The 22,113-nt window shown below is 60.9% G+C and carries 18 protein-coding genes; 8 read left to right on the forward strand and 10 right to left on the reverse strand.

Features of this window, described 5'->3' with window-relative positions:
• Positions 1–52: 52 nt before the first annotated feature.
• From B3229_RS10450 to B3229_RS10465, 4 genes are all read right to left on the reverse strand, one after another.
• The gene (locus B3229_RS10450) at positions 53–1,465 is read right to left on the reverse strand and encodes an MFS transporter (protein WP_048783062.1); all 1,413 of its coding nucleotides are present in this window, start codon (positions 1,463–1,465) and stop codon (positions 53–55) included.
• 186 nt (positions 1,466–1,651) lie between these two features.
• Entirely contained in the window at positions 1,652–3,172 is a 1,521-nt protein-coding gene (gene abgT / locus B3229_RS10455) for a p-aminobenzoyl-glutamate transporter (protein WP_286870585.1), read from the reverse strand.
• 78 nt (positions 3,173–3,250) lie between these two features.
• Positions 3,251–4,693 (reverse strand): M20 family metallopeptidase, encoded by a 1,443-nt coding sequence (locus tag B3229_RS10460; RefSeq protein ID WP_286870587.1) that lies wholly within the window; start codon positions 4,691–4,693, stop codon positions 3,251–3,253.
• Complete coding sequence (locus B3229_RS10465) at positions 4,690–6,003, reverse strand: M20 family metallo-hydrolase (protein WP_048783068.1); 1,314 nt, start codon at positions 6,001–6,003, stop codon at positions 4,690–4,692. Before B3229_RS10465 ends, B3229_RS10460 begins: the two co-directional genes overlap by 4 nt.
• A 104-nt stretch (positions 6,004–6,107) precedes the next feature.
• Between B3229_RS10465 and B3229_RS10470 the strand changes: the two genes are divergently transcribed.
• Both B3229_RS10470 and yjdN read left to right on the forward strand, forming a co-directional pair.
• Positions 6,108–7,004: a LysR family transcriptional regulator gene (locus B3229_RS10470; protein WP_286870589.1), complete on the forward strand. Its 897-nt coding sequence runs from the start codon at positions 6,108–6,110 to the stop codon at positions 7,002–7,004.
• Between the two features lie 74 nt (positions 7,005–7,078).
• Entirely contained in the window at positions 7,079–7,516 is a 438-nt protein-coding gene (gene yjdN / locus B3229_RS10475) for a VOC family metalloprotein YjdN (RefSeq protein ID WP_033749203.1), read from the forward strand.
• A 191-nt stretch (positions 7,517–7,707) separates the two neighbouring features.
• On the opposite strand, the gene B3229_RS10480 is transcribed toward yjdN, so the two are convergent.
• The 3 genes from B3229_RS10480 to B3229_RS10490 all read right to left on the reverse strand — a co-directional run bounded on the left by B3229_RS10480 (position 7,708) and on the right by B3229_RS10490 (position 10,861).
• Positions 7,708–8,574, reverse strand: a complete 867-nt coding sequence (locus B3229_RS10480; protein ID WP_033793233.1) for a nucleoside-specific channel-forming protein Tsx — start codon at positions 8,572–8,574, stop codon at positions 7,708–7,710.
• Between the two features lie 275 nt (positions 8,575–8,849).
• The gene (locus tag B3229_RS10485; protein WP_048783071.1) at positions 8,850–10,205 is read right to left on the reverse strand and encodes a sensor histidine kinase; all 1,356 of its coding nucleotides are present in this window, start codon (positions 10,203–10,205) and stop codon (positions 8,850–8,852) included.
• Positions 10,202–10,861 (reverse strand): response regulator, encoded by a 660-nt coding sequence (locus B3229_RS10490; protein ID WP_033749206.1) that lies wholly within the window; start codon positions 10,859–10,861, stop codon positions 10,202–10,204. The genes B3229_RS10485 and B3229_RS10490 overlap by 4 nt, the downstream gene beginning before the upstream one ends.
• A gap of 186 nt (positions 10,862–11,047) precedes the next feature.
• On the opposite strand from B3229_RS10490, the gene B3229_RS10495 reads away from it, so the two are divergent.
• The 3 genes from B3229_RS10495 to B3229_RS10505 all read left to right on the forward strand — a co-directional run bounded on the left by B3229_RS10495 (position 11,048) and on the right by B3229_RS10505 (position 13,685).
• Complete coding sequence (locus B3229_RS10495; RefSeq protein ID WP_033749207.1) at positions 11,048–11,416, forward strand: helix-turn-helix domain-containing protein; 369 nt, start codon at positions 11,048–11,050, stop codon at positions 11,414–11,416.
• A gap of 68 nt (positions 11,417–11,484) precedes the next feature.
• Positions 11,485–12,375, forward strand: a complete 891-nt coding sequence (locus B3229_RS10500) for a LysR family transcriptional regulator (RefSeq protein WP_286870595.1) — start codon at positions 11,485–11,487, stop codon at positions 12,373–12,375.
• 107 nt (positions 12,376–12,482) lie between these two features.
• Positions 12,483–13,685: an MFS transporter gene (locus B3229_RS10505; RefSeq protein ID WP_286870597.1), complete on the forward strand. Its 1,203-nt coding sequence runs from the start codon at positions 12,483–12,485 to the stop codon at positions 13,683–13,685.
• 76 nt (positions 13,686–13,761) lie between these two features.
• Here B3229_RS10505 and B3229_RS10510 read toward each other — a convergent pair whose 3' ends face one another.
• Positions 13,762–16,152, reverse strand: coding sequence for a glucose/quinate/shikimate family membrane-bound PQQ-dependent dehydrogenase (locus B3229_RS10510; RefSeq protein ID WP_048783092.1), 2,391 nt, complete (start codon positions 16,150–16,152; stop codon positions 13,762–13,764).
• Positions 16,153–16,435: 283 nt separating this feature from the next.
• A complete protein-coding gene (locus tag B3229_RS10515) occupies positions 16,436–17,026 on the reverse strand; it encodes a hypothetical protein (RefSeq protein ID WP_286870600.1) in 591 nt (196 codons plus the stop codon).
• Positions 17,027–17,415: 389 nt separating this feature from the next.
• Between B3229_RS10515 and B3229_RS10520 the strand changes: the two genes are divergently transcribed.
• From B3229_RS10520 to B3229_RS10530, 3 genes are all read left to right on the forward strand, one after another.
• Entirely contained in the window at positions 17,416–18,675 is a 1,260-nt protein-coding gene (locus B3229_RS10520) for an MFS transporter (RefSeq protein WP_286870602.1), read from the forward strand.
• Positions 18,672–19,526 (forward strand): BadF/BadG/BcrA/BcrD ATPase family protein, encoded by an 855-nt coding sequence (locus B3229_RS10525; protein WP_286870604.1) that lies wholly within the window; start codon positions 18,672–18,674, stop codon positions 19,524–19,526. The genes B3229_RS10520 and B3229_RS10525 overlap by 4 nt, the downstream gene beginning before the upstream one ends.
• 103 nt (positions 19,527–19,629) lie before the next feature.
• On the forward strand, positions 19,630–20,958 hold the full coding sequence (locus B3229_RS10530; protein ID WP_286870605.1) for a glycoside hydrolase family 28 protein: 1,329 nt from the start codon (positions 19,630–19,632) through the stop codon (positions 20,956–20,958).
• Here B3229_RS10530 and B3229_RS10535 read toward each other — a convergent pair.
• Positions 20,955–22,031 carry a tartrate dehydrogenase gene (locus tag B3229_RS10535; protein ID WP_286870607.1) on the reverse strand — a complete coding sequence of 359 codons (1,077 nt, stop codon included), beginning with the start codon at positions 22,029–22,031 and terminating at the stop codon, positions 20,955–20,957. The genes B3229_RS10530 and B3229_RS10535 overlap by 4 nt on opposite strands.
• Positions 22,032–22,113 lie beyond the last annotated feature (82 nt).

The following is a 22,113-nucleotide window of genomic DNA, read 5'->3' on the forward strand; positions in this document are numbered from 1 at the left end:
GAACAGGCCCGGCTGACGTCGGGCCTGTTTTCCTTTGGCTTGCGCCTCTCCCTTAAATATTCTCCAGATCGATGCCGCGCGTCTTCGGTCCGTAAATCCCCACCGACAGCATCACCATCAGCATGCTCGCCACGATAAAGGCGATAACGCCCTGGCTGCCCGCATACTGCAAAATCAAGCCAATCAAAATACTGCTGAATACCGTCGAGAGGCGGCTAAAGGAGTAGCAAAAGCCGACCGCGCGGGCGCGAATATGCGTGGGAAAAATCTCCGTCTGGTAGGCGTGATAGCTAAAGGTCAGCCAGGCGTTGGAGTAAGTGATCAGAAAGCCGCAGAGGATCAGCAGCACCGGGTTGGTCTGAAAAGCGAACAGCGTGCCGAATACCACCGTCATCAGGCAGGAGAAAACGATCTGCCATTTGTTCTCAAACTTATCGGCGTAGCGGCTGCAAATCAGCGAGCCGAGCGGGTAGGCGAGGGTGATAAAGAAGGCGTAGAGCAGGCTGTGGGTCACGGTCGCGCCTTTGCCCGACAGCAGCGCGGGCAGCCAGTTGCCAAAGCCGAAAAAGCCGATCGCCTGAAAGAAGTTCATTACCACCAGCATCAGGGTGCGCTTGCGGTAGGCCGGCGACCAGATCTCGCTGAACCGGCCGCGTTTCGGCAGCTGCGCCGCCGCGTCATCCGGCGGGAAGTCTGCGCCGGGCGCGACGCCGCAGCGTTTCTCCATCGCGCTCAGCACCTGATGCGCCTCCTGATGACGGCCCTGCTGCGCCAGCCAGCGTGCCGACTCCGGCAGATCCTTACGAATAAACCAGATAATCAGCGAACAGAGCGCGCCCGCGATCACCACCCAGCGCCAGCCTTCGAGGCTTAACAGCGTCTGCGGCACCAGCCACCAGGACATCAGCGCCACCGTCGGCACAGAGAGAAACTGCACGAAAAACGAAAAGGCGAAGGCGCGGCTGCGCAGATGCGTTGGCACCCACTCAGAAAGGTAGGTGTCGATGGTGACCAGTTCGATGCCGAGGCCAATGCCTACCAGAAAGCGAAACAGAATAATCATCTCCGCGCTCTGCTGAAAGGCCATCAGCAGCGAGAAAATGCCATACCACGCCAGCGCGCACATAAAGGTCAGGCGTCGGCCAAAGCGGTCGGCATAAGGCGCGAGAAGGCTGGCGCCGACAAACAGGCCGAGAAAGGTGGCGGAGGCGAAGGCAGCCTGATCGGCGATGCCGAACACGCCCGCGCTGCCGGTGTGGAAGACGCCGGCGGCCAGCAGCCCGGAGCTGATATAGCCGGTCTCAAACAGATCGTAGAGTTCGAAGAAGCCGCCGAGCGCGAGCAGCGTAATAAAACGCCACAGGCCGCGCGACGAAGGCAGCGCGTCGATGCGCCCCGCTAAGCTGTTGTTCGGCGTCGGCGCAGCGAACCCCGGCGCCATCCCTGGAGTGCAGGTGGTTGTCATTATTTTATAAACCTCGGTGTGACGGTGTTTGCCTGTCTCGCTAACGGCATGGCGATGTTGTAAAAATAGTGACCGTTAGCAAGCGAAGAGAGTGCAGAATAATCAATTCGGCGATCCTTGCCGAGAGGGTTGTTGGTGAGTTTTTAGCAACGTACGTTGCACTTTTCGCCGTCCCTGGCGAAGCCGTCACGGCATCTGCGGCCAGACGCCCGGTCCGATAGGCAAACCCAGCGCATACCAGGCGAGCAGCAGCGCGATCCAGGTGATGAAGAAGACCACCGGATAGGGGAAGATCAGCACGTAATAGGTGCCAAGCTGAGCATCTTTCTGGTAGCGCTGCAGGAAAGAGAGGAACAGCGGCAGAAAGGGCGACATCGGCGCCAGCGGCAGCACCGCCGAGTCAGCGATGCGAAAGATCATCTGCGCAAAGGCGGGGTGAAAGCCGAGCAGCATAAACATCGGCACGAACACCGGGGCGAGAATCGACCAGATCGCCGAGCCGCTGGCGATAAACATGCAGAGAAACGCCGACAGGAACATCAGGCCGAGAAAGGCTGGCGCGCCGCTGATGCCTGCGCTCTCCAGCACGTCGGTCAGCCCGATGGCCATAAACTTGCCCATGTTGCTCCAGTTGAAGAAGGCCACGAACTGCGACAGCGGAAACACCATCACGATAAAGCCCGCCATGCTCTTCATCGGCTCAACCAGCAGCTGCGGAATATCGTCCGGGCGGCGAATTTGCTTCGTGACCGCGCCATAGACGATCGCCACCACAAAGAAAAACAGAATGATGATCGGCACGATGCCCCTGATAAAGGGCGACGGCACGATGCCGCCGGTCTTAGGATCGCGCAGCGGCGCATGCTCCGGCACCACCAGCAGCGCCATCACGCCGATAAACAGCAGCGCCGCAATGCCCGCCGCGCGCAGGCCGCGATTCTCCAGCGGCGTCAGGGCCGCCAGCCGCTCGCTGCTTCCCTCTTTCCACTGCGGCAGGCGCGGCTCGATAAATTTGTCGGTGAGAATGGCGCCGGCCACGGTCAGCACGATCACCGAGGTGGCCATAAAGAACCAGTTATCGATTACGCTGACGTGCACGGTGTCGCTGACCGCTTTCGCCGCTTCGGTGCTGATGCCGGAGAGCAGCACGTCGGTGGTGACGATCAGCAGGTTGGCGGTAAAGCCGGAGGCGACGCCGGCGATTGCCGCCAGCAGGCCCGCCACCGGATGGCGTCCCACGGCGAGGAAGATCAGCGCGCCGAGAGGCGGCATCACCACCAGTGCGGCATCGGAAGAGATATGGCTGAAAAAGGCGATAAACAGTACCATATAGCTGGCATAGCGGCGGCTGACGCGCGACGCCATCTTCACCATCAGCGACTGCAACAGGCCCACTTTTTCCGCCAGGCCGGCGCCGAGCACCAGCGCCAGAATCGAGCCGAGCGGCGTAAAGCCGCTGAAGTTTTTGATGATGTTGGGCAGGATCCACTGCAGGCCCGCGACGCTCAGCAGGTTGTTGACGCGCACCATCTCGCCGCTGACCGGGTTTTTCACCGCCAGATCGAGACTGCTGATAACGGCGGTCGCTATCATCAGCACCACAATTAGATAAACAAACAGCAGGAAGGGATTGGGGACTTTGTTGCCGACCCGCTCGATCCAGCCGAACACTTTCCCAGGGCTGCGACTCTCCGACATTACGGTCATGATATTCCTCGTCTTGTATGGTCGTGTTTGCGTTTTTTTTATTGTGTTATCGGTCCGCGCCTGAGGCGCGGCCGCGGCTCAGTTGGCCAGTTTTGAAGGCGCGACGCCTTCAGGAATCGGGCATGTATAGGGCTGCGCGCGGCGCGCGCGGTCGAACTCGGCGCGGCAGCGCGCCAGCGCCTGCTCGTCGGTCAGCAGATCCAGCACGGTGGCGGCCATCACTTTGGCCGCCAGCAGCATGCCCTTGTGCGCGATAGTGGTGCGGCCCTGCGCCACCAGCTGCCAGGTATGCAGCGGCGTGCCGAAGGTGAAGCAGGGCGCGAAGCACTGCGCGACGGGCGTCACCCAGCTGACGTCGCCGACGTCGGTGGAGCCGTAGAGCAGCTCGCGCGTCGCCGCGCAGGGGGCCACCTCATCCATCAGCAGCTTATCGCCGTGCGCCTCAATCCACGCCGCGCCCGCCTCGCCGCCGGTGCGCGCCGCATTGAGCCGCGCGGTGCGTAGATCCTCCTCGCTCAGCGTGGCGCGGATCTCGGCGGCGAAAGCGCGCTCGTCCTCGCTGTAACGCGGCAAACCGAAGTGATGCAAATAACGCTCCATCACCGCTTCCAGCGCGCGATTCGGCACGTAGTTGGAACACGCCTTGTCGAAGCGCACCGTCACCTGCGTGTCGGTCATCAGCGCTGCGCCCTGGGCGATATTGATCACGCGCTGGTAGATCTCCTGCGCCTGAGGCAGCTCGGGCGCGCGGATCAGGTAGAGCACTTCGGCGTCGGCCTGCACCACGTTGGGCGAGACGCCGCCGCTGTTGGTCACCGCATAGTGCAGCCGCGCCTCCTGCACGATGTGCTCGCGCAAAAAGTTGGCGCCGGTGTTCATCAGCGTCACCGCATCGAGCGCGCTGCGCCCGAGATGGGGCGAGGTCGCCGCGTGCGCCGCTACCCCTTTAAAGCGAAAGGCCGCCTGGATATTGGCGAGGGTGCTGAGGTTGAACAGGCCGCTGAAACCTTCGGGATGCCAGGTGACGGCGGCGTCGACATCGTCGAACAATCCCTCGCGCACCATAAAGGTTTTGCCGGACCCGCCCTCTTCGCCGGGACAGCCGTAGAAACGCACCGTGCCGCGCCCGCCGTGCTGCGCCATCCACGCTTTCAGCGCGAACGCCGCCGCCAGTCCGGCGGTGCCGAGCAGATTATGGCCGCAGCCGTGACCGTTGCCGTTCTCTTCCAGCGGTTCCGGTCGCGCGCAGCCCGCTCGCTGGCTGAGTCCGGCCAGCGCGTCGAACTCGCCGAGAATGGCGATCACCGGCTGGCCTTCGCCCGCGCTGGCGACAAAGGCGGTCTCGATATTGCCGACGCCGCGCGTTACGACGAAACCTTCCTGCTCCAGCGCGTCGGCCAGCAGCGCGCTGGAGCGCGTTTCGGCGAAGCGGGTTTCCGGCGTGTCCCAGATGGCGTCGCTAAGGGCGGTAAAGCGCGCCTGATGGGCGTCGATATAGTCCGCAAGGAAATCAGCGTTCATCGGCCGCCTCCGAACTGCGCCTGATTGAGCGCCAGCGTCGCCAGCGTCTGCACCGCTTTGCCCATCACGCTTTCGTCAAAGTCGAAGCGGGCGTTATGGTGGCCCGCCGCCAGATCGCAGCCGAAGATGGCGTAGGTCGCCTGGCCGCCGCGCTGTTTAACGCGCTCCATCATGTAGGTGGCGTCTTCCGATCCGGCGGCCTGCGCCTTGCGATCCACCACCGAGTCGAAGATGCCGAGCGCCTCCGCCTGCTGGTGGAGGAAATCGACCCAGGGCTGGGTCGGCGTGCAGCTGCGCGCCGCGCCCATTAGCCTGACCTCATACTCCACGCCGTACATCGCCGCTGCGCCAGCGATGACGCGCAGCGCCTGCTGGTAAATGTCGTCGTTAACCTGGTTGCTGACGCCGCGCGTCTCGACCTTCATCAGCGCGGTGTCGGCCACCACGTTGCGGCCGGTGCCCGCCTGCAGCACGCCGACGTTGACGCGCGCGACGCCGCCGCTGTGCTGCGGCAGCCCGTGCAGTCCCAGCGTGGCCTGCGCCGCCGCCAGCAGCGCGTTGCGCCCCTCTTCAGGCCTGCCGCCCGCATGCGCGCCGACGCCGGTGAAATGCACGTCCAGCTTGGTGGTGGCGAGGAAGCTGTCGCTGCCGCACACCAGCTCGCCGGCGGGCACGCCGGTGCCGAGATGGATAGCGGTAAAGAGATCGACATCGTCTACCACGCCCGCCTCCACCATCGCCTTCGCGCCGCGTACGCCCTCCTCGGCAGGCTGGAAAATCAGCTTGATCGTGCCGCTCAGCTGCGACTTCATCGCCATCAGCACGCTGGCGAGCGCCAGCCCGATAGTGGTATGGCCGTCATGGCCGCAGGCGTGCATCATGCCGGGATTGCAGGAGACGAAACCTTCGCGCTGCGGCAGGTGATCGGGCGCCTGGCTCTCGTTAAGATCGAGCGCGTCCATATCGACGCGGAATCCCATCACCGGGCCGGGACGACCGGTCTCCAGCGTGGCGACAACGCCGCAAAAGCCGCCGGAGAAATAGGGCAGCCACTGCGGCAGCGCGCCCTGCTGCAGCGCACGCGCCTCCTGCTGTTTCAGAACCTCAGCGTTGGGGAGTCCCATACGCGCCTCGGCGTTAATCACCTCGCGACCCAGCTGCAGTTGATAACCCAGTTTATGCAGCGCGTCGGCCACCCGCGTCGCGGTGCGGAATTCCAGCCAGCCGGATTCGGCAAACTGATGAAGATCGCGCCGCCAGCTTTGCATCTGCGGCGCCAGCGCCTGAACCTGCTCAGAGAGGGTTGTCATAGGAGATCCTTATTGATGGTTTTTTATGCACCCTACCGAATTTACACAAGCCGTGCAGGCCGCATAAGATGCGAATATCTTTCTCCTGATAAACAGTGGTTATCATGCCGTCACAGTTAAAATTGCATCAGCTACGCGCCTTCGTTGAGGTTGCGCGCCAGGGCAGCATCCGCGCCGCGAGCCGTCTTTCCGGGCTTTCTCAGCCGGCGCTGACCAAAGCGATTCAGGAACTGGAGCAGGTTTTAGGCGCAAAATTGTTTGTTCGCCGCCAGCAAGGTGTGGTGCTGACCGACGTGGGTGATAACTTTTTTCGCCATGCCAGTCTGGTTTTGGAAGAATTACGTGTGGCGCAGGAGGATATTCAGCAGCGGCTTGGACTGGCAGGCGGCCAGGTGAATATCGGCGTGGGCGGCAGCGTGGCGCGCACCATCATGCCGCAGGTGATCACCCAGTTTCATCGCGAGTATCCGCTGGTCAAGGTGCGTATTGTTGAAGGCCAGCTGGTGTCGATGATCCCGGAGCTGCGCCAGGGCGAACTCGATTTCACCATCAATACCTACGATCAGAGCCATCTCGACCAGGAGCTGAGTTTTGAGAAAATGATGCAGCGCGACTATAAAGTGGTGGTGCGCAAGGGGCACCCGATGGAAAAGGCGCGATCGCTTGAGGCGCTACAGCGGTGCGACTGGACGATGCCGACGCCGAAGGGCAGCTACTATCGCCTGCTGCACGATCTCTTTGCCGAGCGCGGCATGGCGCCCAAAATCGTGGTGTCCTGCGAGACCTTTATGGCCTGCACCAGTCTGGTCGCGCAGAGCGACTTTGTCAGTATTCTCTCGGTCGATGTCATCAACGATGCGGTACTTGGCCAGCAGCTGGTGGCGCTGGATCTGGACGATCCCTTACCAAAAGCGACCTTCTATTTGATTCAGCGAAAGGAGACGGCGCTGACGCCGATGAGCGCTTACATGGCTCAGCTCTTTCGCCGTTATTGCCAGTAAAAACAATAGGTAAAGTCGATCGTCTACACTGTTAGGGTACTGTAAGAAATCCAACCGACAATATAGAGGTGAAGATGCAAGTCAGTCCTTATCTGTTTCTCTATGGCCGTTGTGAAGAGGCTATCGACTTTTACCTACAGGCTACCGAGGGAGAGTTGCTCTATAAAATGACGTTCGGTGATATGCCGGATCAGGGCGAGCAGGTGGGCGATCAATCTGCGCCGCCGCTGCCGCCGGAAAAGATTATGCATGCCCAGCTGCGTATCGGCGAAGGGGAACTGATGCTGAGCGACGGCAATACCGAGAAGCCGCCGGCATCGGAGCACGCCGGCTATGCGGTCAGCCTGTCGACCACCGACGTGGAACAGGGTAAAGCCTGGTTTGAGAAACTGTCGGCCGGTGGCAAGGTCACGACGCCGTGGCAGGAGACCTTCTGGTCCAACGGCTTCGCGATGTTTATCGATAAGTTCGGTATTCCGTGGCGCATTAACGTCGAGAAGCCGCAGGAATAAGTGCTCGCCAGGCCTTTCTTATAAACGGCTGAACAAGCTTGCAAGCGGGAGAGCCAGCCCGAGGAGCAAAGCGTCCTGCGCCATGGATGGCGCAGGCCGAGCTGGCAGGGATGCCGCTTTTTGCGTCTTTGCGATCGGGCTGGCTCTCACGCGACAGCACTGTTTCTAAGCGTGCAATTAGCCCGCTTTTATCAGAAGTTATAACCCGCCACCAGGTAGTAACCCCAGCCGGTCGATTTCACTTCAAAAGGCCCACGGCCGAAGTTCAGCTCCTGACCATCCGCCCACTGACCGCCGTTATGGAAGTAACGCGCCACGGCGGAAATATGCCAGTGGTCGTAGCCCAGCGACAGAATGTGGCTGGAGGCGATCGAGTTGCTGGTGCGCGACGCGTCTGACTTGTCGCGCAGATCGGAACCCCAGTCGAAATTGGTAAAGCCGATATAGCTCAGGTTGCCGCCCCACAGCGTGGTGATCGGCACCATATATTTCACCTTGAAGCGATAGCCATCCCAGCTGTTCTCGTTCGCCGCGCCGTAGTTTTCCCACTGATATTTGGCGTAGACGTTAAGCGACAGGCCGACGTCGCTGTGCGTGTCGATGTCGGTGCCGAGGCCCATATACCAGGTGTTCTGACGGTTATCGCTGTTGCGGCCCATATCGTAGATATAGTTGTTGGCGAAGTACCACTCTTTGAACGGACCGAAGGCCAGGCTGGTGCCGGTCAGCTTATCGATAGAGAAACGCGGCTCGATTTCCATGAACATCGGCGAACCGTGGTCGAAAATGCCGTTGGCGTTGCTGTTGCCCATGCCGAAGAAGTTGGTCAGATCGAGGTAGCCGTAAAAATCGAACCAGTCTTTTTTCGCGAAGGCTTCATATTCCAGATAGACGTCGTTATTGAACTGCGGTCCGAAGCGGGTGTGATAGCTGCCCACCACGTTGACGCTCTGGTGCCACCAGTCGGAGAGGTATTGCGGATCGCTTTCGGCGGCCTGCGCGCCGCTGCTCAGGGAGGTTGCCAGCAAGGCGCCTGCTATCAAGGTTTTAAATTTCATTATCATTAACCACATGCTTTTGACCGCGCAGGAACGCAGTCAGAGTGAAATCGATCCCAGAGTGGGGCGGCGAAGATGTAACCGTTTTTTACAGCCGGTTTTTGACCTGCGTAGCCTGACCGTTACAGGGCGATAGAAAATAGATTTTGCTCACGTTTGTCAAAATGTGTTGCATTGCATTTACGTGAAAATGTGAAGTGTGTCACGAAAATAAGCGGCGGCGAACGGAACGCCGCAACCGTTTACGTTGTCGGCATCGCGCGCGAACGTGAAAATCAGGGCAGGGTGACGCGAACCTGTAGACCGCAGATGGCGCCCTGCGGATTGAGGCAGTTGGAGAGGGAAACATGGATATGGTGCTTTTGCGCCACGCTGCGCACGATCGACAAACCTAAACCGCTGCCCTGTGCCTTCACGGTCGGCGAACGGGTAAAGCGGTCAAAGGCGCGATCGATAAAGGCTTCCGGCATGCCGGGACCGTTATCGACGATATCGACCACCGTGCGATCGCCGACGCGATGCAGTAAGACGTCCACCAGGCTGCCTTCCGGCGTATGCAGCATGGCGTTGCCGATCAGATTATCGAACAGGCTGCGCAGCTCGGAACGGCTCGCCTGCAAATGATAGTGCGTCGAACCGTTAAAGCCGATATCGATGCCGCGCTTGTCGGCTACCACCATCAACTGCTCGATGCTCTCTTTCAGCAGATCCTCCAGCTCGATGTTTTCTACCGAAGCGACCACGGTTTTATCTTCCTGACGCGAAATATTGAGCAGCTGCGTCACCAGATGGCGCGTGCGCGTCACGCCCGCTTCCAGCTGATCGAACTGGCGGCTCGCTTCGCCCGGCTGAATATGCTGGCGCAGGTTCTCCAGCTGCAGCGTCACCGCCGTGACTGGCGTGCGCAGCTCGTGCGCCGCGTCCTCCAGGAACTGACGCTGCGACGACCAGGCGGCGCGCAGCTTGTTGAGCAGCGAGTTGTAGGCCTCTACCAGCGGCAGGATCTCATCCGGCAGCCCTTCAGGCGACACCAGATGGGGATGCAGCGTCTCCTGCGCGGCGATTTCGCGCGAGGCGACGCGCAGATCGCGGGTGATCTTGCGTACCACCAGCCAGATCACCAGCAGGGAGAGCGGCATCATCAAAATCAGGGGGATAATCGCCGCCAGCGCGCGTCTCACCATCTCGGCACGCATATGGCTGAGGTTATGCATCACCTGAATGGTTTTAATGTCGCTGCCCGGCTCGCCGGGACGGGTGTAGATACGCCAGGCGCACTCGTCGCAGTCACCGACGTCGATATCATGCCACCCTTTTTGCGCCTGCAGCGGCGCGTGCAGCTCCGGCCAGGAGCTGGCGCGCAGCCTGCCGTCCTTGTCCCACAGCTGCACGACGTAGGCGCTTTTCATTTTGTCGGCGTGCAGCATCAGCGGCATCAGCGCCGGAATCTCTTTGTTGGTCGCCCAGGCGTCGGCGATTTTCGACAGCTGGTCATCCTTCATGGTGCCGATCATGTCGCCGTAGCAGCTGAAGAAATACCAGGTGACGCCGCCGATCATCAGCAGATGAATAATCAGCAGCGTGCTCAGTAGCTTATTGCGCAGGGAACGCATAAAGGTGAAGGGTTTCATAGCGCGGGCACGCGCCAGCCGAGTCCGCGCACGTTGCGGATGGCGTCATTGTCGAGCTTGCGGCGCATGCCGTGGATCAGCACGTCCACCGCATTGCTGGTAACCTCTTCGCCCCAGCCGTAGATGCGGTTCTCCAGCTGTTCGCGCGACAGGATGGCGCCGGGACGCTCCAGCAGGGCGTAAAGCAGCGCATATTCGCGCGCGGTCAGCTGCTCGCGCTGGCCCTTATAGAGCACTTCGCGCGTCATCATGTCCAGCTGAACGTCGCCGCTGCCGAGCAGCGAGTCCGCCGCGCCGTGGCGACGTCGGGTTATTGCACGCATGCGCGCCAGCACCTCTTGCAGATCGAAAGGTTTCAGAAGGTAGTCGTCGGCGCCGCTGTCGAGCCCCTGCACGCGCTGCGCTACCGTGTCGCGCGCCGTTAAAATCAGCACCGGCGTGGTGTCGCCGCGTCCGCGCGCGCGCTTCAGCACCTGCAGCCCGTCGTCGCGCGGCAGGCCGAGGTCGAGCAGCACGCAGGTATAGTCGCCTTCATTCCAGGCGTGATGGGCAAAGACGCCGTCGCGCGCCCAGTCAACCGACCAGCCTGCGGCTTCCAGCGCCTGCTGCAGATTGGCGCCGATCATTTCATCATCTTCAACCAAAAGTACGCGCATGGAAAATCGCCTCGTCAGTGATTAGCCGCAGTTTACGCCGGGATTATTAGCACAGAATTAAAGTCGCCGCACGGCGATGCCTGCCAGATGCGATGCTAATTCTGCGCTAATTTTCCGCTAATTAAGGGATAAATTTTCCGCGCTAAAGTGGGTTCACTGAACATCATGCCGTATCGGGAGGAACTCATGAATCAGCGCGAATTTATTCGTAGTTTGCTGCAGTGGATTGAAAGCAACTTAGGCCAGGACCTGCATCTGGATGAGGTGTCGCGTCGCTCGGGCTATTCCCGCTGGCATCTGCAGCGTTTGTTCCGCCAGCATACCGGTTTTTCGCTGGCGGAATATATTCGTCAGCGCCGCCTGACGGAGTCTGCGCTGCTGCTGCTGAACAGCAACGAGGCGATTCTGCAGGTGGCGATGAACTACGGTTTCGACACCCAGCAGGCCTACACGCGCACCTTTAAAAACTATTTCCGCGTTACGCCGGGGCAGCTGCGCCGTCAGCGCCGCGTCGAGCCGGACAGGCTGCTTTTTCCGCTGGCGATGGCGAGCTGACGCCAGCAAACAGATGTAACCGGTAGCGAAATTGTTTAGTCTGCTTTTTTGCGGCGGACCAGACGATCATGGATAACAGCGAAAACTTAACGGCGATGATGATGTTCGCCCGCGTGGTGGAGTGCAGAAGCTTCAGCGAGGCCGCGCGCGCGCTCGGCCTGTCGAAATCCCACGTCAGCCGGGAGATCGCCCGGCTTGAGGTACGACTCGGCTTTAAGCTGTTGCATCGCACCACGCGCAATATGGCGCTTACCGAGCTGGGGCAGGCCTACTATCCTTTCTGCACTCGCATGCTGGCGGAGATGCATCGCGCTGACACCTTTGTGCAGCAGCTGCATCAGAACGTCGCAGGCAGCGTGCGGCTGCAGGCGCCGGTTACCTACGGCTGCCAGTGCGTCTCCCCCGCGCTCAACCTCTTTTTGCGTCGCCATATTCATATCAACGTCGATCTCGACCTGACCGATCGCGGCAGCGAGGGACTGGAAGATCAGGTCGACATCGCCGTAGCGATCCGCGCTCGCGCGCCGCAGGGCGCGCACGTCCGGCTGTTAGGCGATATCGAGTGGGGACTCTACGCCGCGCCGGCCTACCTGGCGCAGCGCCCGCCGGTAACCCATCCCGATATGCTGCCGCGTCACGATCTGCTGATGTTTCACGGCCCGGCGCACACCGCCGCGCTGCCTTTTCGCCGCGATAAGCAGCGGCTGGCGATCGATGTGCGCAGCCGCTTTCGCGCCAATAACAGTATGGCGTTGCTCAACGCCGCGCAGGCGGGCAGCGGCATCGCCTATCTGCCGTCCTATATGGCGCAGGCGGCGCTGGCGCGCGGCGAGATTACCCAGCTGCTGGCGGAGTGGCAGATGGATCGCCTGCAAAGCTATCTGCTGCTGAAAGAGGCGCAGCCTGCCGCGCCGGTCAGCCTGTTGTGCGACGCGCTGGTCGCCGCGCTGAGCGGCTGATTGTTGCTGTCTGGCAACAACGGGCGGCGCTGAGTAATTATCGCGCCGGTACTGTTGTTGCAGTGTCAACGACGCTAGCCTGAAAGCCAGACAAAAAGGAGGGCTTGATGGAAGCGATCGCCGCGCCAGACGCGCAAATCTGGAAACGTAACTTATGGGTATGCGTGCTGGGCTCGTTTAGCACTATCGTGGCGATGACGCTGCTGCTGCCCTTTCTGCCGCTCTACGTGCGACAGCTCGGCGTGACGGAACCGGCGGCGATTGCGCGCTGGTCCGGGCTGGCCTACGGCGCGACCTTCTTCAGCGCCGCGCTGACCGCGCCGCTCTGGGGCAGGCTGGCAGATCGCTATGGCCGCAAGCTGATGCTGATCCGTGCCAGCCTCGGCATGGCGGTGGCGATGGCGTTGATCGGCATGGCGACCGCGCCCTGGCAGCTGGTGGCGCTGCGGCTGCTGGCGGGGCTGCTCGGCGGCTACGCCTCAGGCTCCACTATTCTGGTGGCGGCACAGACGCCGAAGGCGCAGACCGGCTGGGCGCTCGGCGTGCTCTCTTCCGGCATCATGGCGGGCAACGTCGTCGGTCCGCTGCTGGGCGGCGTGCTGCCGCCGCTGATCGGCATCCGCCACACCTTCTGGCTGACCGGCGGGGTTATTTTCCTCGCCTTTCTGGCGACCACCTTCCTGCTGAAAGAACAGCCACGTCCGCCTGCGGCCACGCGCGCCGCTGGCGACGCGTCCGGCGCCGTCAATCGCGGCGTGGTGAAGCTGATGTGGCTGTCAGGCATGCTGTTGATTTTCGCCAATATGTCGATTGAGCCAATTATCACGCTTTATATCGGGCAGTTTGTCGCGGGGGATAGGGCGATGACCGTCACCGCCGGACTGGTGATGGCCGCTGCCGCGCTGGGCAGCATCCTTTCCGCGCCGCGGCTGGGCAAGCTGGCCGACCGCATCGGCCACTGGCGCGTGCTGAGCGGCGGACTGCTGATGTGCGCGGCGCTGCTGATCCCACAGGCGTTTATCACCGCCGCATGGCAGCTGGTGGCGCTGCGCTTTCTGATGGGGATGGCGCTCGGCGGACTGCTGCCCTGTATTACGGCGATTATTCGCCATAGCGTGCCGGAAGGGCAGGTCGGGCGCATGCTGGGCTACTCGACTTCCGCGCAGTATATCGGCCAGGTAACCGGCCCGCTGTTTGGCGGTTTTATCGGCGGCGCGTTCGGCATGCGGCCGGTGTTTTTGCTGACGGCGGCGGTGATGTTGTTGTGCGGGGCAGTGAACTGGCGGAAAAGCCGGAAAGTGCGGCGGTAAGCAGGAGAGCCAGGCTGGCGCGTTGCCAATAAAAAAAGCGGACCGAAGTCCGCTTTTTTACTTGCCTCAAAAAGGCTTATTTCTCGTCTGGCAGCGCGTAGGCAATGACATAATCGCCCAGCTTGGTACCGAAGGAGCCGTGACCGCCCGCCGCGATGACAATGTACTGCTTGCCATTCGCTTCATAGGTCATCGGCGTCGCCTGGCCGCCAGCCGGTAGACGCGCCTGCCACAGCTGCTCGCCGGTTTCGGTGCTGAACGCGCGCAGATAGTTGTCTGCGGTCGCGCCGATAAAGAACACCTTACCTGCCGTCGCGATTGGGCCGCCCAGCATCGGCATCCCCATCTTGAACGGCAGCGGAACCGGCGCGCTGTCGCGCGTGGTGCCGATACGTTTCTTCCAGACGACTTCATTGGTTTTCAGGTCGACGGCAGAAACGTAGCCCCAGGCCGGCTGCTTACACGGCAGGCCAAACGGTGACAGGAACGGGTTCAGCTCAACGCCGTACGGCACGCCGTACTGCGGCTGGATGCCGGTTTCGGTACCTGAACCGCCGCTCGCGCCTTCAGGCGGCTCGATCGGGTTGCCCGGGCCGCGCGGCACCAGTTTAGAGACGAACGGCAGGGCCATCGGGTTGGCGATGGCGATCTGACGATGCGGATCGACCGCGATGCCGCCCCATTCGAACATGCCCAGGTTGCCCGGGAACACCAGCGTGCCCTGCTCGGACGGCGGCGTGAACGGACCTTCGTAGCGCAGACGCTTGAAGATCACGCGGCACACCAGCTGGTCATACAGGGTCGCGCCCCACATATCCTTATCCGTAAGATTCTGCTTCGGACGGTAGGTCAGCTCGGAGTAAGGCTGCGTCGGCGAAACGTGATCGCCTTTCGCGGCGCCCTGCGGAACCGGGGTCTCCGGCGCAGGCACGACCGGCTTACCGGTACGACGATCCAGCACAAAGATGTTGCCGGTTTTCGCCGGGGCGTAGATCACCGGAACGGTATTGCCGTCTTTATCGGTGATGTCGGCCAGCGTCGGCTGCGACGGCAGATCCATGTCCCACAGATCGTGATGCACGGTCTGATACGACCACACCAGCTTACCGGTGGTGGCGTTCAGCGCCAGCACGCTGCTCGCGTAGCGCTCCTGCTCCGGCGTGCGGTTGCCGCCCCAGATATCCGGGGTAGAAACGCCCATCGGCAGGTAAACGGTATCCAGTTTCGGATCGTAGACCGCCGGCGCCCAGGAGTTAGGCGAGTTCATGGTGAAGGTGTGTTCATCAGCCGGAATCGCGTTAGGATCTTTCGCGCCCGGATCGAAGACCCACAGCAGTTTACCGGTGTTGACGTCGAAGCCGCGAATTACGCCAGACGGCTCGCGCGTCGAGTAGTTATCGGTTACCGCGCCCGCCATAACGATGGTGGTATCGGTGATAACCGGCGGCGACGTCGGCTCATACTGGCCCGGCGTGGTGACCGGCTGCTTGTGCTGCAGATCCAGCTCGCCGTTGTTGCCGAAGGCAGGGCAGCGCGCACCGGTGTCCGCATCCAGCGCGAACAGACGGCCGTCGTTTACCGGCAGGTAAATACGGCGCGAGCAGAGCGCAGGCTGGCTGTTAGCGGCATCGGCCGCCGCAGGCACTTCGTGGTAAGAGACGCCACGGCAGGTGACATGCTGGAAGGTCGGATTCGGCTTCATGCCCGGATCGAATTTCCACTTCTGCTTGCCGGTGGTCGCGTCGAGTGCGAACAGAATCTGGTGCGGCGAGCAGAGGTAGACCGTGTCGCGGACCTTAATCGGCGTCACTTCATCGGTAATTTCGCCCGGATCGTTCGCGGTCTTGAGATCGCCGGTCTGGAACTGCCAGGCAACCTGCAGGTTTTTCACGTTCTCTTCGTTGATCTGCTTCAGCGGCGAGAAACGCGTACCCTGCTGATCGCGCGCATAGGCGGGCCAGTCGGCGTCGGCGATATTGCTCAGCGGCTGCGCTGGCGTAGCGTTCTGCGCGGTTTCCGGCAGCTTGCCGTTCACCGTCTGCGGATCGTTGAACACCGCATAGGCCAGCACCAGGGCGCTGGCGATCAGCGCGACGGCCATGCTGCCCAGCGCGGCTTTGCTGCCGGCGTTTACGCTACGGTAAACAAAAGGCAGGATCAGCCAGACGCCGAAAATCACCAGCACATCGGTGCGCGGCGCCAGGGCCCAGAAGTCAGTGCCGACTTCCCACACGCCCCAGATCAGGGTGCCGATCAGCAGCAGCGCATAGAGAACCAGCGCGGTGCTTTTGCGACGTGACAGCAGCCAGGCGGTGATAAGCATAACCACACCGCCGATAACGTAATACCAGGAACCTCCGATAGCGGCTAACCAACCACCGCCAATCAGCATAAACGCGCCCGTCAGGAATGCGAACAGCACCGTCAGGAAACGAATTACGCCAAAAGATGAGGAACTTTTCCCCATAATGTCGACCTCGTTTTTTTGCCATAAAAACACAGAAAACAACGCATTAGGCTGTTTTCACGTTATATAAAGTACGTAAGAAAGCAGGTGTTCAATGCTGCTCTTCCCGTGAGCATCGCAATCCGTGTGAGTTAAATTTTATAGTAAAAACGTTAAGAGGTTTGATTTTTTTAGCGCTTTGCGCTTGAGCGCGCAATTAGTACGACATTTTATGAGGTTTACGCTGCGTTATGGCGCTCAGGCTACGCTCACAACGCCAGCGTTTGGTTTTTTCCTCGGTATTTCAGCTGATAAGGCTACCTGCGCGACGTTGCTGCTGCCACCCCGATATATTGAGCGCCTTCATCACCTCGGCGGGTGGTGCCGGCTGGGCGCTGCGGACAATAACCTTAATTTCCCTTTCAGCAAATGAAGATAATAAAAAGGGAAAGGTAAATTTTTGATAATTAGCGTTAAAGAAATCTTCGCTCAACACGATGCCGGAAAAGGGGAAAGATTCAATCAGCCGCCAGTCAGCGCCGGGCGGAGCGAAATCGAGCATCCAGAACTGAAAAACATTTGTTATTTCAGACAAAGCGAGGCGGCACTCTTTCAGCGCGTCGTAGTTAATAGCGAGGCGAACGCGTGAATGTTGCCAGCAAAGATATTGATCTGTCGCAGCAATGATTTGTTTTAGCTGCTTCATGGCGACGGGAATAATCATTAATGCCGCTTCATTTGCACAATGATTTTTCCATGCAACTATATCGTCATTATTATTGGTTTCCTCTGCATCATCCAGTAAGTAAGGTTTCGAATAACAAAAACCCAGCAACGTGCCTGCCGGGCTGAGAATATTTTCAGTAACATATGGATTGTACAAGCTATTTTCCATGCATCTCTGGTTAAAAGAAAAAGTCGGACAAAATTATAAGTGTTTCTCAAGGTAACGCTCAGGTTACTGCTGGACTCAATATAAAACGGAATTAATAAAGACGTCACCCTTTTTATGCGCCTAGTTGCGCGGCTATTAAGGTGCATCATAAAGTATACTTTAATAATTAAATGGTCCTAATTCTGCCATTTCTGGAAATAAATAGTCTGATAATAGTCAATAATAACCGTGTCGATGTCCGCCGCATTTTAGCGGCGCGCTAAAGCACATCCCAGCATTGCCAGCCGACGAGAAATCAAGCACGCTGTGCTGCGCGTTCGCCTGCGCAGATTAAAAAAGAGAGGTTCGCGCTATGACGTGAACCGGCAGAATAATTAACGGGATAAATTATGGATTCTATGGAACAGGCAGCGGATGAATCGCTGTTAAAGCATCGGGCGTTTGTCGCGTTCTGGCTGGCGCGCACCTGCTCATCGTTTGGTTTTCAAATGTTCTCTGTCGCCATCAGCTGGCAGATTTATGCCCTTACCAACAGCGCGATGGCGCTGGGCATTATCGGCCTGATGCAGTTTTTGCCGTCGGTGCTGCTGGCGCTGCCCGCCGGCCATCTGGCCGATCAGCTCGACCGGCGCCGCATCGTGTTGCTGGGCCAGCTGATCGAGTGCGCCGCGCTGGTGGCGCTGCTGTTTCTAACCCTGTTCAACTGGGCTGGCAAAATAGAGATCTGGGGGCTGGTGTTTCTCATTTCCGTGGCGAAAGCGCTGGAGTGGCCCGCTATTACCTCGATGCTGCCTTCGCTGGTGCCGCCCGGTATTCTCGCGCGCGCCATGGCCTCGACTTCGGTCGGCAGCCAGGCGGCGGTTATCGTCGGCCCTACGCTGGGCGGCCTGCTCTATGTCGCCGGTCCGGACGTGGTGTATGGCGTCTCCGCCGCCTTCTATCTGCTGTCGCTTTTCCTGGTGGCCCGCTTGCGCTATGAGCGCCCGCCGCAGCCGCGTCTGCCGATGAATCTGCCCAATCTGTTCGCCGGCGTGCGTTTTATCCGCGATCGCAAAGATGTGCTCGGCGTTATCTCGCTCGATCTTTTCGCCGTGCTGCTCGGCGGTGCGACCGCGCTACTGCCGATTTTCGCCCAGGATATTCTGCATACTGGTCCCTGGGGGCTCGGTCTGCTGCGCGGCGCGCCGTCGGTAGGGGCGCTGCTGGTGGGGCTGTGGCTGAGCCGCAACAAACTGGAAAAACATGTCGGTATGATTATGTTTGGCTCGGTGGCGGGATTCGGCATCGCGACGCTGGTGTTTGCACTCTCGACGCAGCTCTGGCTCTCCCTGCTGGCGCTGGCCGCGCTCGGCGGATTCGATATGGTAAGCATGGTGATCCGCGGCGCGCTGGTGCAGCTCGATACGCCGGACGATATGCGCGGCCGCGTCAACGCGGTTAATGCCATTTTTATCAATACTTCGAATCAGCTGGGAGAGTTCGAATCGGGGATGCTGGCAGCCTGGTTTGGCGCGGTGCCTGCCGCAGCGATTGGCGGCATCGGCACGCTGGTGGTGGTGGGAGTGTGGATGGCGCTATTTCCGCATTTACGTAAGCGGCAGAAACTGGAAAATGATCCCCAACATGAAGCGACGCGGAATAAAGCATGAGTTCTCCCTACTATCTTGGCATTGACGGCGGCGGCACCCGCTGTCGCGCTCGACTCATCGATGCGCAGGGCAAGGTGCTGGCGCAGGCCGAAGGCGGCCCGGCCAATGTCTTTTCCGCCTGGGACGTTGCGATCGGCACGCTTGATGCGCTGATCGCACAGATTGCCGACCAGGCGCAGCTGCCCGCCACGGAGATGCGCATCGTCGCCGGTCTGGCGGGAGCGAATGTGCCTTCGGTTCAGCGGCGTCTCGCCGACTGGCGGCCGCGCTGTGCTGCGCTGCGCGTCGTCACCGACGTAGAGATCGCCTGCATCGGCGCGCACGGCGGTGCGCCGGGCGCGGTATTTATCGTCGGTACAGGCAGCCAGGGCGCCTGCTGGGACGGTGACAGCTTTACGCTGCTCGGCGGCTGGGGCTTCGCGCTTTCCGATCTGGGTTCTGGCGCCGTGCTGGGGCAGCGTGCGCTGCGGCTGGCGCTGCTGGCGCATGAAGCGGTTGTGCCCGCCTCGCCGCTGACGCAGCGGCTGATGGCCCGTTTCGCGCAGGATGCCGAAACGCTGCTGCTCTGGTCGCAGCGGGCGACCACCGCCGACTGGGGCAGCGTGGCGCCGGAGGTGTTTGCCGCCGCGCAGCAGGGCGACGCGCACGGCCTGACGCTGGTGCGGCAGAGCGCAGAGGAGATCGCCCTGATGGCGCAGCCGCTACTGGCGCGTCAGAGCGGCAAGCTGGCGCTGATGGGCGGCCTGGCGCAGCCCATCGAGCCCTATCTGCCGGAATCGCTGCGGCGCGTGCTGACGGCGCCGCAGGGCGATGCGCTCAGCGGCGCGCTGGCGCTGGCGCGCCTCGGCTGATTTTGCGAGACGCCTCACAAAGCGGCGAGGTGGCGGCCAGATAAAGGTTTCCCCGCGCCGTACGCGCTGAAATAGCGGCTTCTCTCTAATCAGGAGCCGCACTATGCACCTTTCCCTTGCTGATTTTCATCCCGCCGCCGACGGCGAAACCCTGGATACGGCGGTATTGCAACGCGCTATCGACCAGATCGCCGCCGCGGGCGGCGGCCGCCTGACGCTGCCCGCCGGGCGTTACCGCAGCGGCTGCCTGAATCTGCCTTCCCATTTTGAGCTGCACCTTGAAGCGGGCGCGGTGCTGCTCGCCAGCCAGCGGCGCGCCGATTATCAGCGCTTTCAGACGCTGAGCAGCGCCGAGAAGTCGCATAACGTCCTGCTCTACGCTCTCGGGCAGCGCAATCTGACCATCAGCGGCAAGGGCTGCATCGACGGCGACGGCGAAATCTGGTTTGCCGCCGAGCGCGACGCGCAGGGCTACCGGCTGCCGCGTCCCGAGCGGCCGCGCATCATCGTGTTCGAAGCGTGCGAGCAGGTGACGCTGGAGGGATTCACCATCGTACAGGCGCCGATGTGGACGGTGCATCTGGTGAGCTGCCGCCATGTGCATATCGATCGCCTCACCATCGACAACGCGATGACGATGCCCAATACCGACGCGCTCGATATCGACAGCTGCGAGGCGGTGTTCGTCAGCAACAGCTACCTCAGCGCGGCGGATGACGCCATCTGCATTAAAACCACCCTGAAGCCCGACGCGCTACGTCGCCCTGCGCGTCAGATCGCCATCAGCAACTGCCTGCTGCGCTCCTACAGCTGCGCCTTTAAGATCGGCACCGAAACCTTCGACGATATCGAGGACGTTACTGTGACCAACTGCACCCTGTTTGACTCCAACCGCGGTATCGGTATTTTGTCGCGCGACGGCGGCACGATGCGGCGGCTGCTCTTCAGCCATCTGACCTTTGTCTGCCGCTACGCGCCGCCGTGCCACTGGGGCAAGGCCGATCCGCTGTTTGTGTCGGTGCGTCCGCGCGATCCGGCAGTGCGGCCAGGGCGAGTCGAGCAGCTGCAGTTCACGCAGGCGAGCGGCATAGCGGAAGGGGCGATCAACCTGCATGCCGCCCGGCCTGGCGATATTCGCGACGTGCTGATCGCCGATGTGCAGCTGCGTCAGGTGGTCAGCCGCGATAGCGCGCAGGGGCAGTTTGATATTCGCCCGCCGTGCAATCCCGACGCGCCGATCGGCATGGGGCTGGATAACGCCTATAAGCTCGATCCTGCGACCGGGGAGGCGTTCGGCGTCGAGCGCTATCCCGGCGGCCTGCCTGCGCTGTTCGCGCGCGGCGTCGAGAATCTGCGCTGGCATCACCTGGCGGTAGAGCGGCCGGAACCGCTGCCGCCAGGCTGGAATCCAGAACTTTTCGCGATCGACTAGGCGCTGAGCGCTGCGGCGATCGCCGCGCCGAGCGCTTCGGTGCTGGCTTCGCCGCCAAGATCGCGCGTCAGGCATTCGCCCTGCGCCAGCGTGCGTTCGATGGCGTCGAGCACCGCGTCGCCCGCCGCTTTATAGCCCAGATGCTCCAGCATCATCGCGCCGCACCAGATCTGGCCGATGGGGTTCGCTACGCCTTTACCGGCGATGTCGGGCGCGGAGCCGTGCACCGGCTCGAACAGGCTAGGGAAGGCGCGGTCGGGATTGATGTTGGCCGAAGGCGCGATGCCGATAGTGCCGGTGCAGGCCGGGCCGAGATCGGAGAGAATGTCGCCGAAGAGATTGCTGGCGACCACCACGTCGAACCAGTCGGGATGCAGCACGAAGTTGGCGGTAAGAATATCGATGTGGTACTTGTCGACGTTTACCTCAGGATAGTGCTCGCCCATCGCCTCGACGCGCTGGTCCCAGTAGGGCATGGTGATGGCGATGCCGTTGGATTTGGTGGCGGAGGTGAGGTGCTTTTTCGGGCGGCTGTTGGCCAGCTCGTAGGCGAACTTCAGGATGCGGTCGACGCCGATGCGCGTCATCACGGTCTCCTGAATCACCACTTCGCGCTCGGTGCCGGGGAACATGGTGCCGCCGACGCTGGAGTATTCTCCCTCGGTATTTTCACGCACTACGTAAAAGTCGATGTCGCCCGGCTTGCGGTTCGCCAGCGGCGCTTTAACGCCAGGCATTAAACGCACCGGCCGCAGGTTGACGTACTGATCGAACTCACGGCGGAACTGCAGCAGGGATCCCCATAGCGAGACGTGATCCGGTACGATCGCCGGCCAGCCCACCGCGCCGAAATAGATCGCATCGAAGGTTTTTAGCTGCGCGAACCAGTCGTCGGGCAGCATCTTGCCGTGCTGCTGCCAGTATTCGGCGCTGGCAAAGTCGAACCACTCCCAGCGCAGCGCGATGCCAAATTTCTCTGCCGCCGCGTTCGTTACGCGAATGCCTTCCGGCATCACCTCTTTACCGATACCGTCGCCGGGAATGACGGCAATACGATGGATTTTTTCAGACACAGGGCACCTCACAGGGTTGATGTTCGAATTGTCTGCGCAGTATAACTTTGCATCACCGGGAAATAATTAGCCTGAAATGCAA

It is taken from the genome of Pantoea sp. UBA5035 (assembly GCF_002415245.1).
In the GTDB taxonomy this organism is placed as follows: Bacteria; Pseudomonadota; Gammaproteobacteria; order Enterobacterales; family Enterobacteriaceae; genus Pantoea; species Pantoea septica.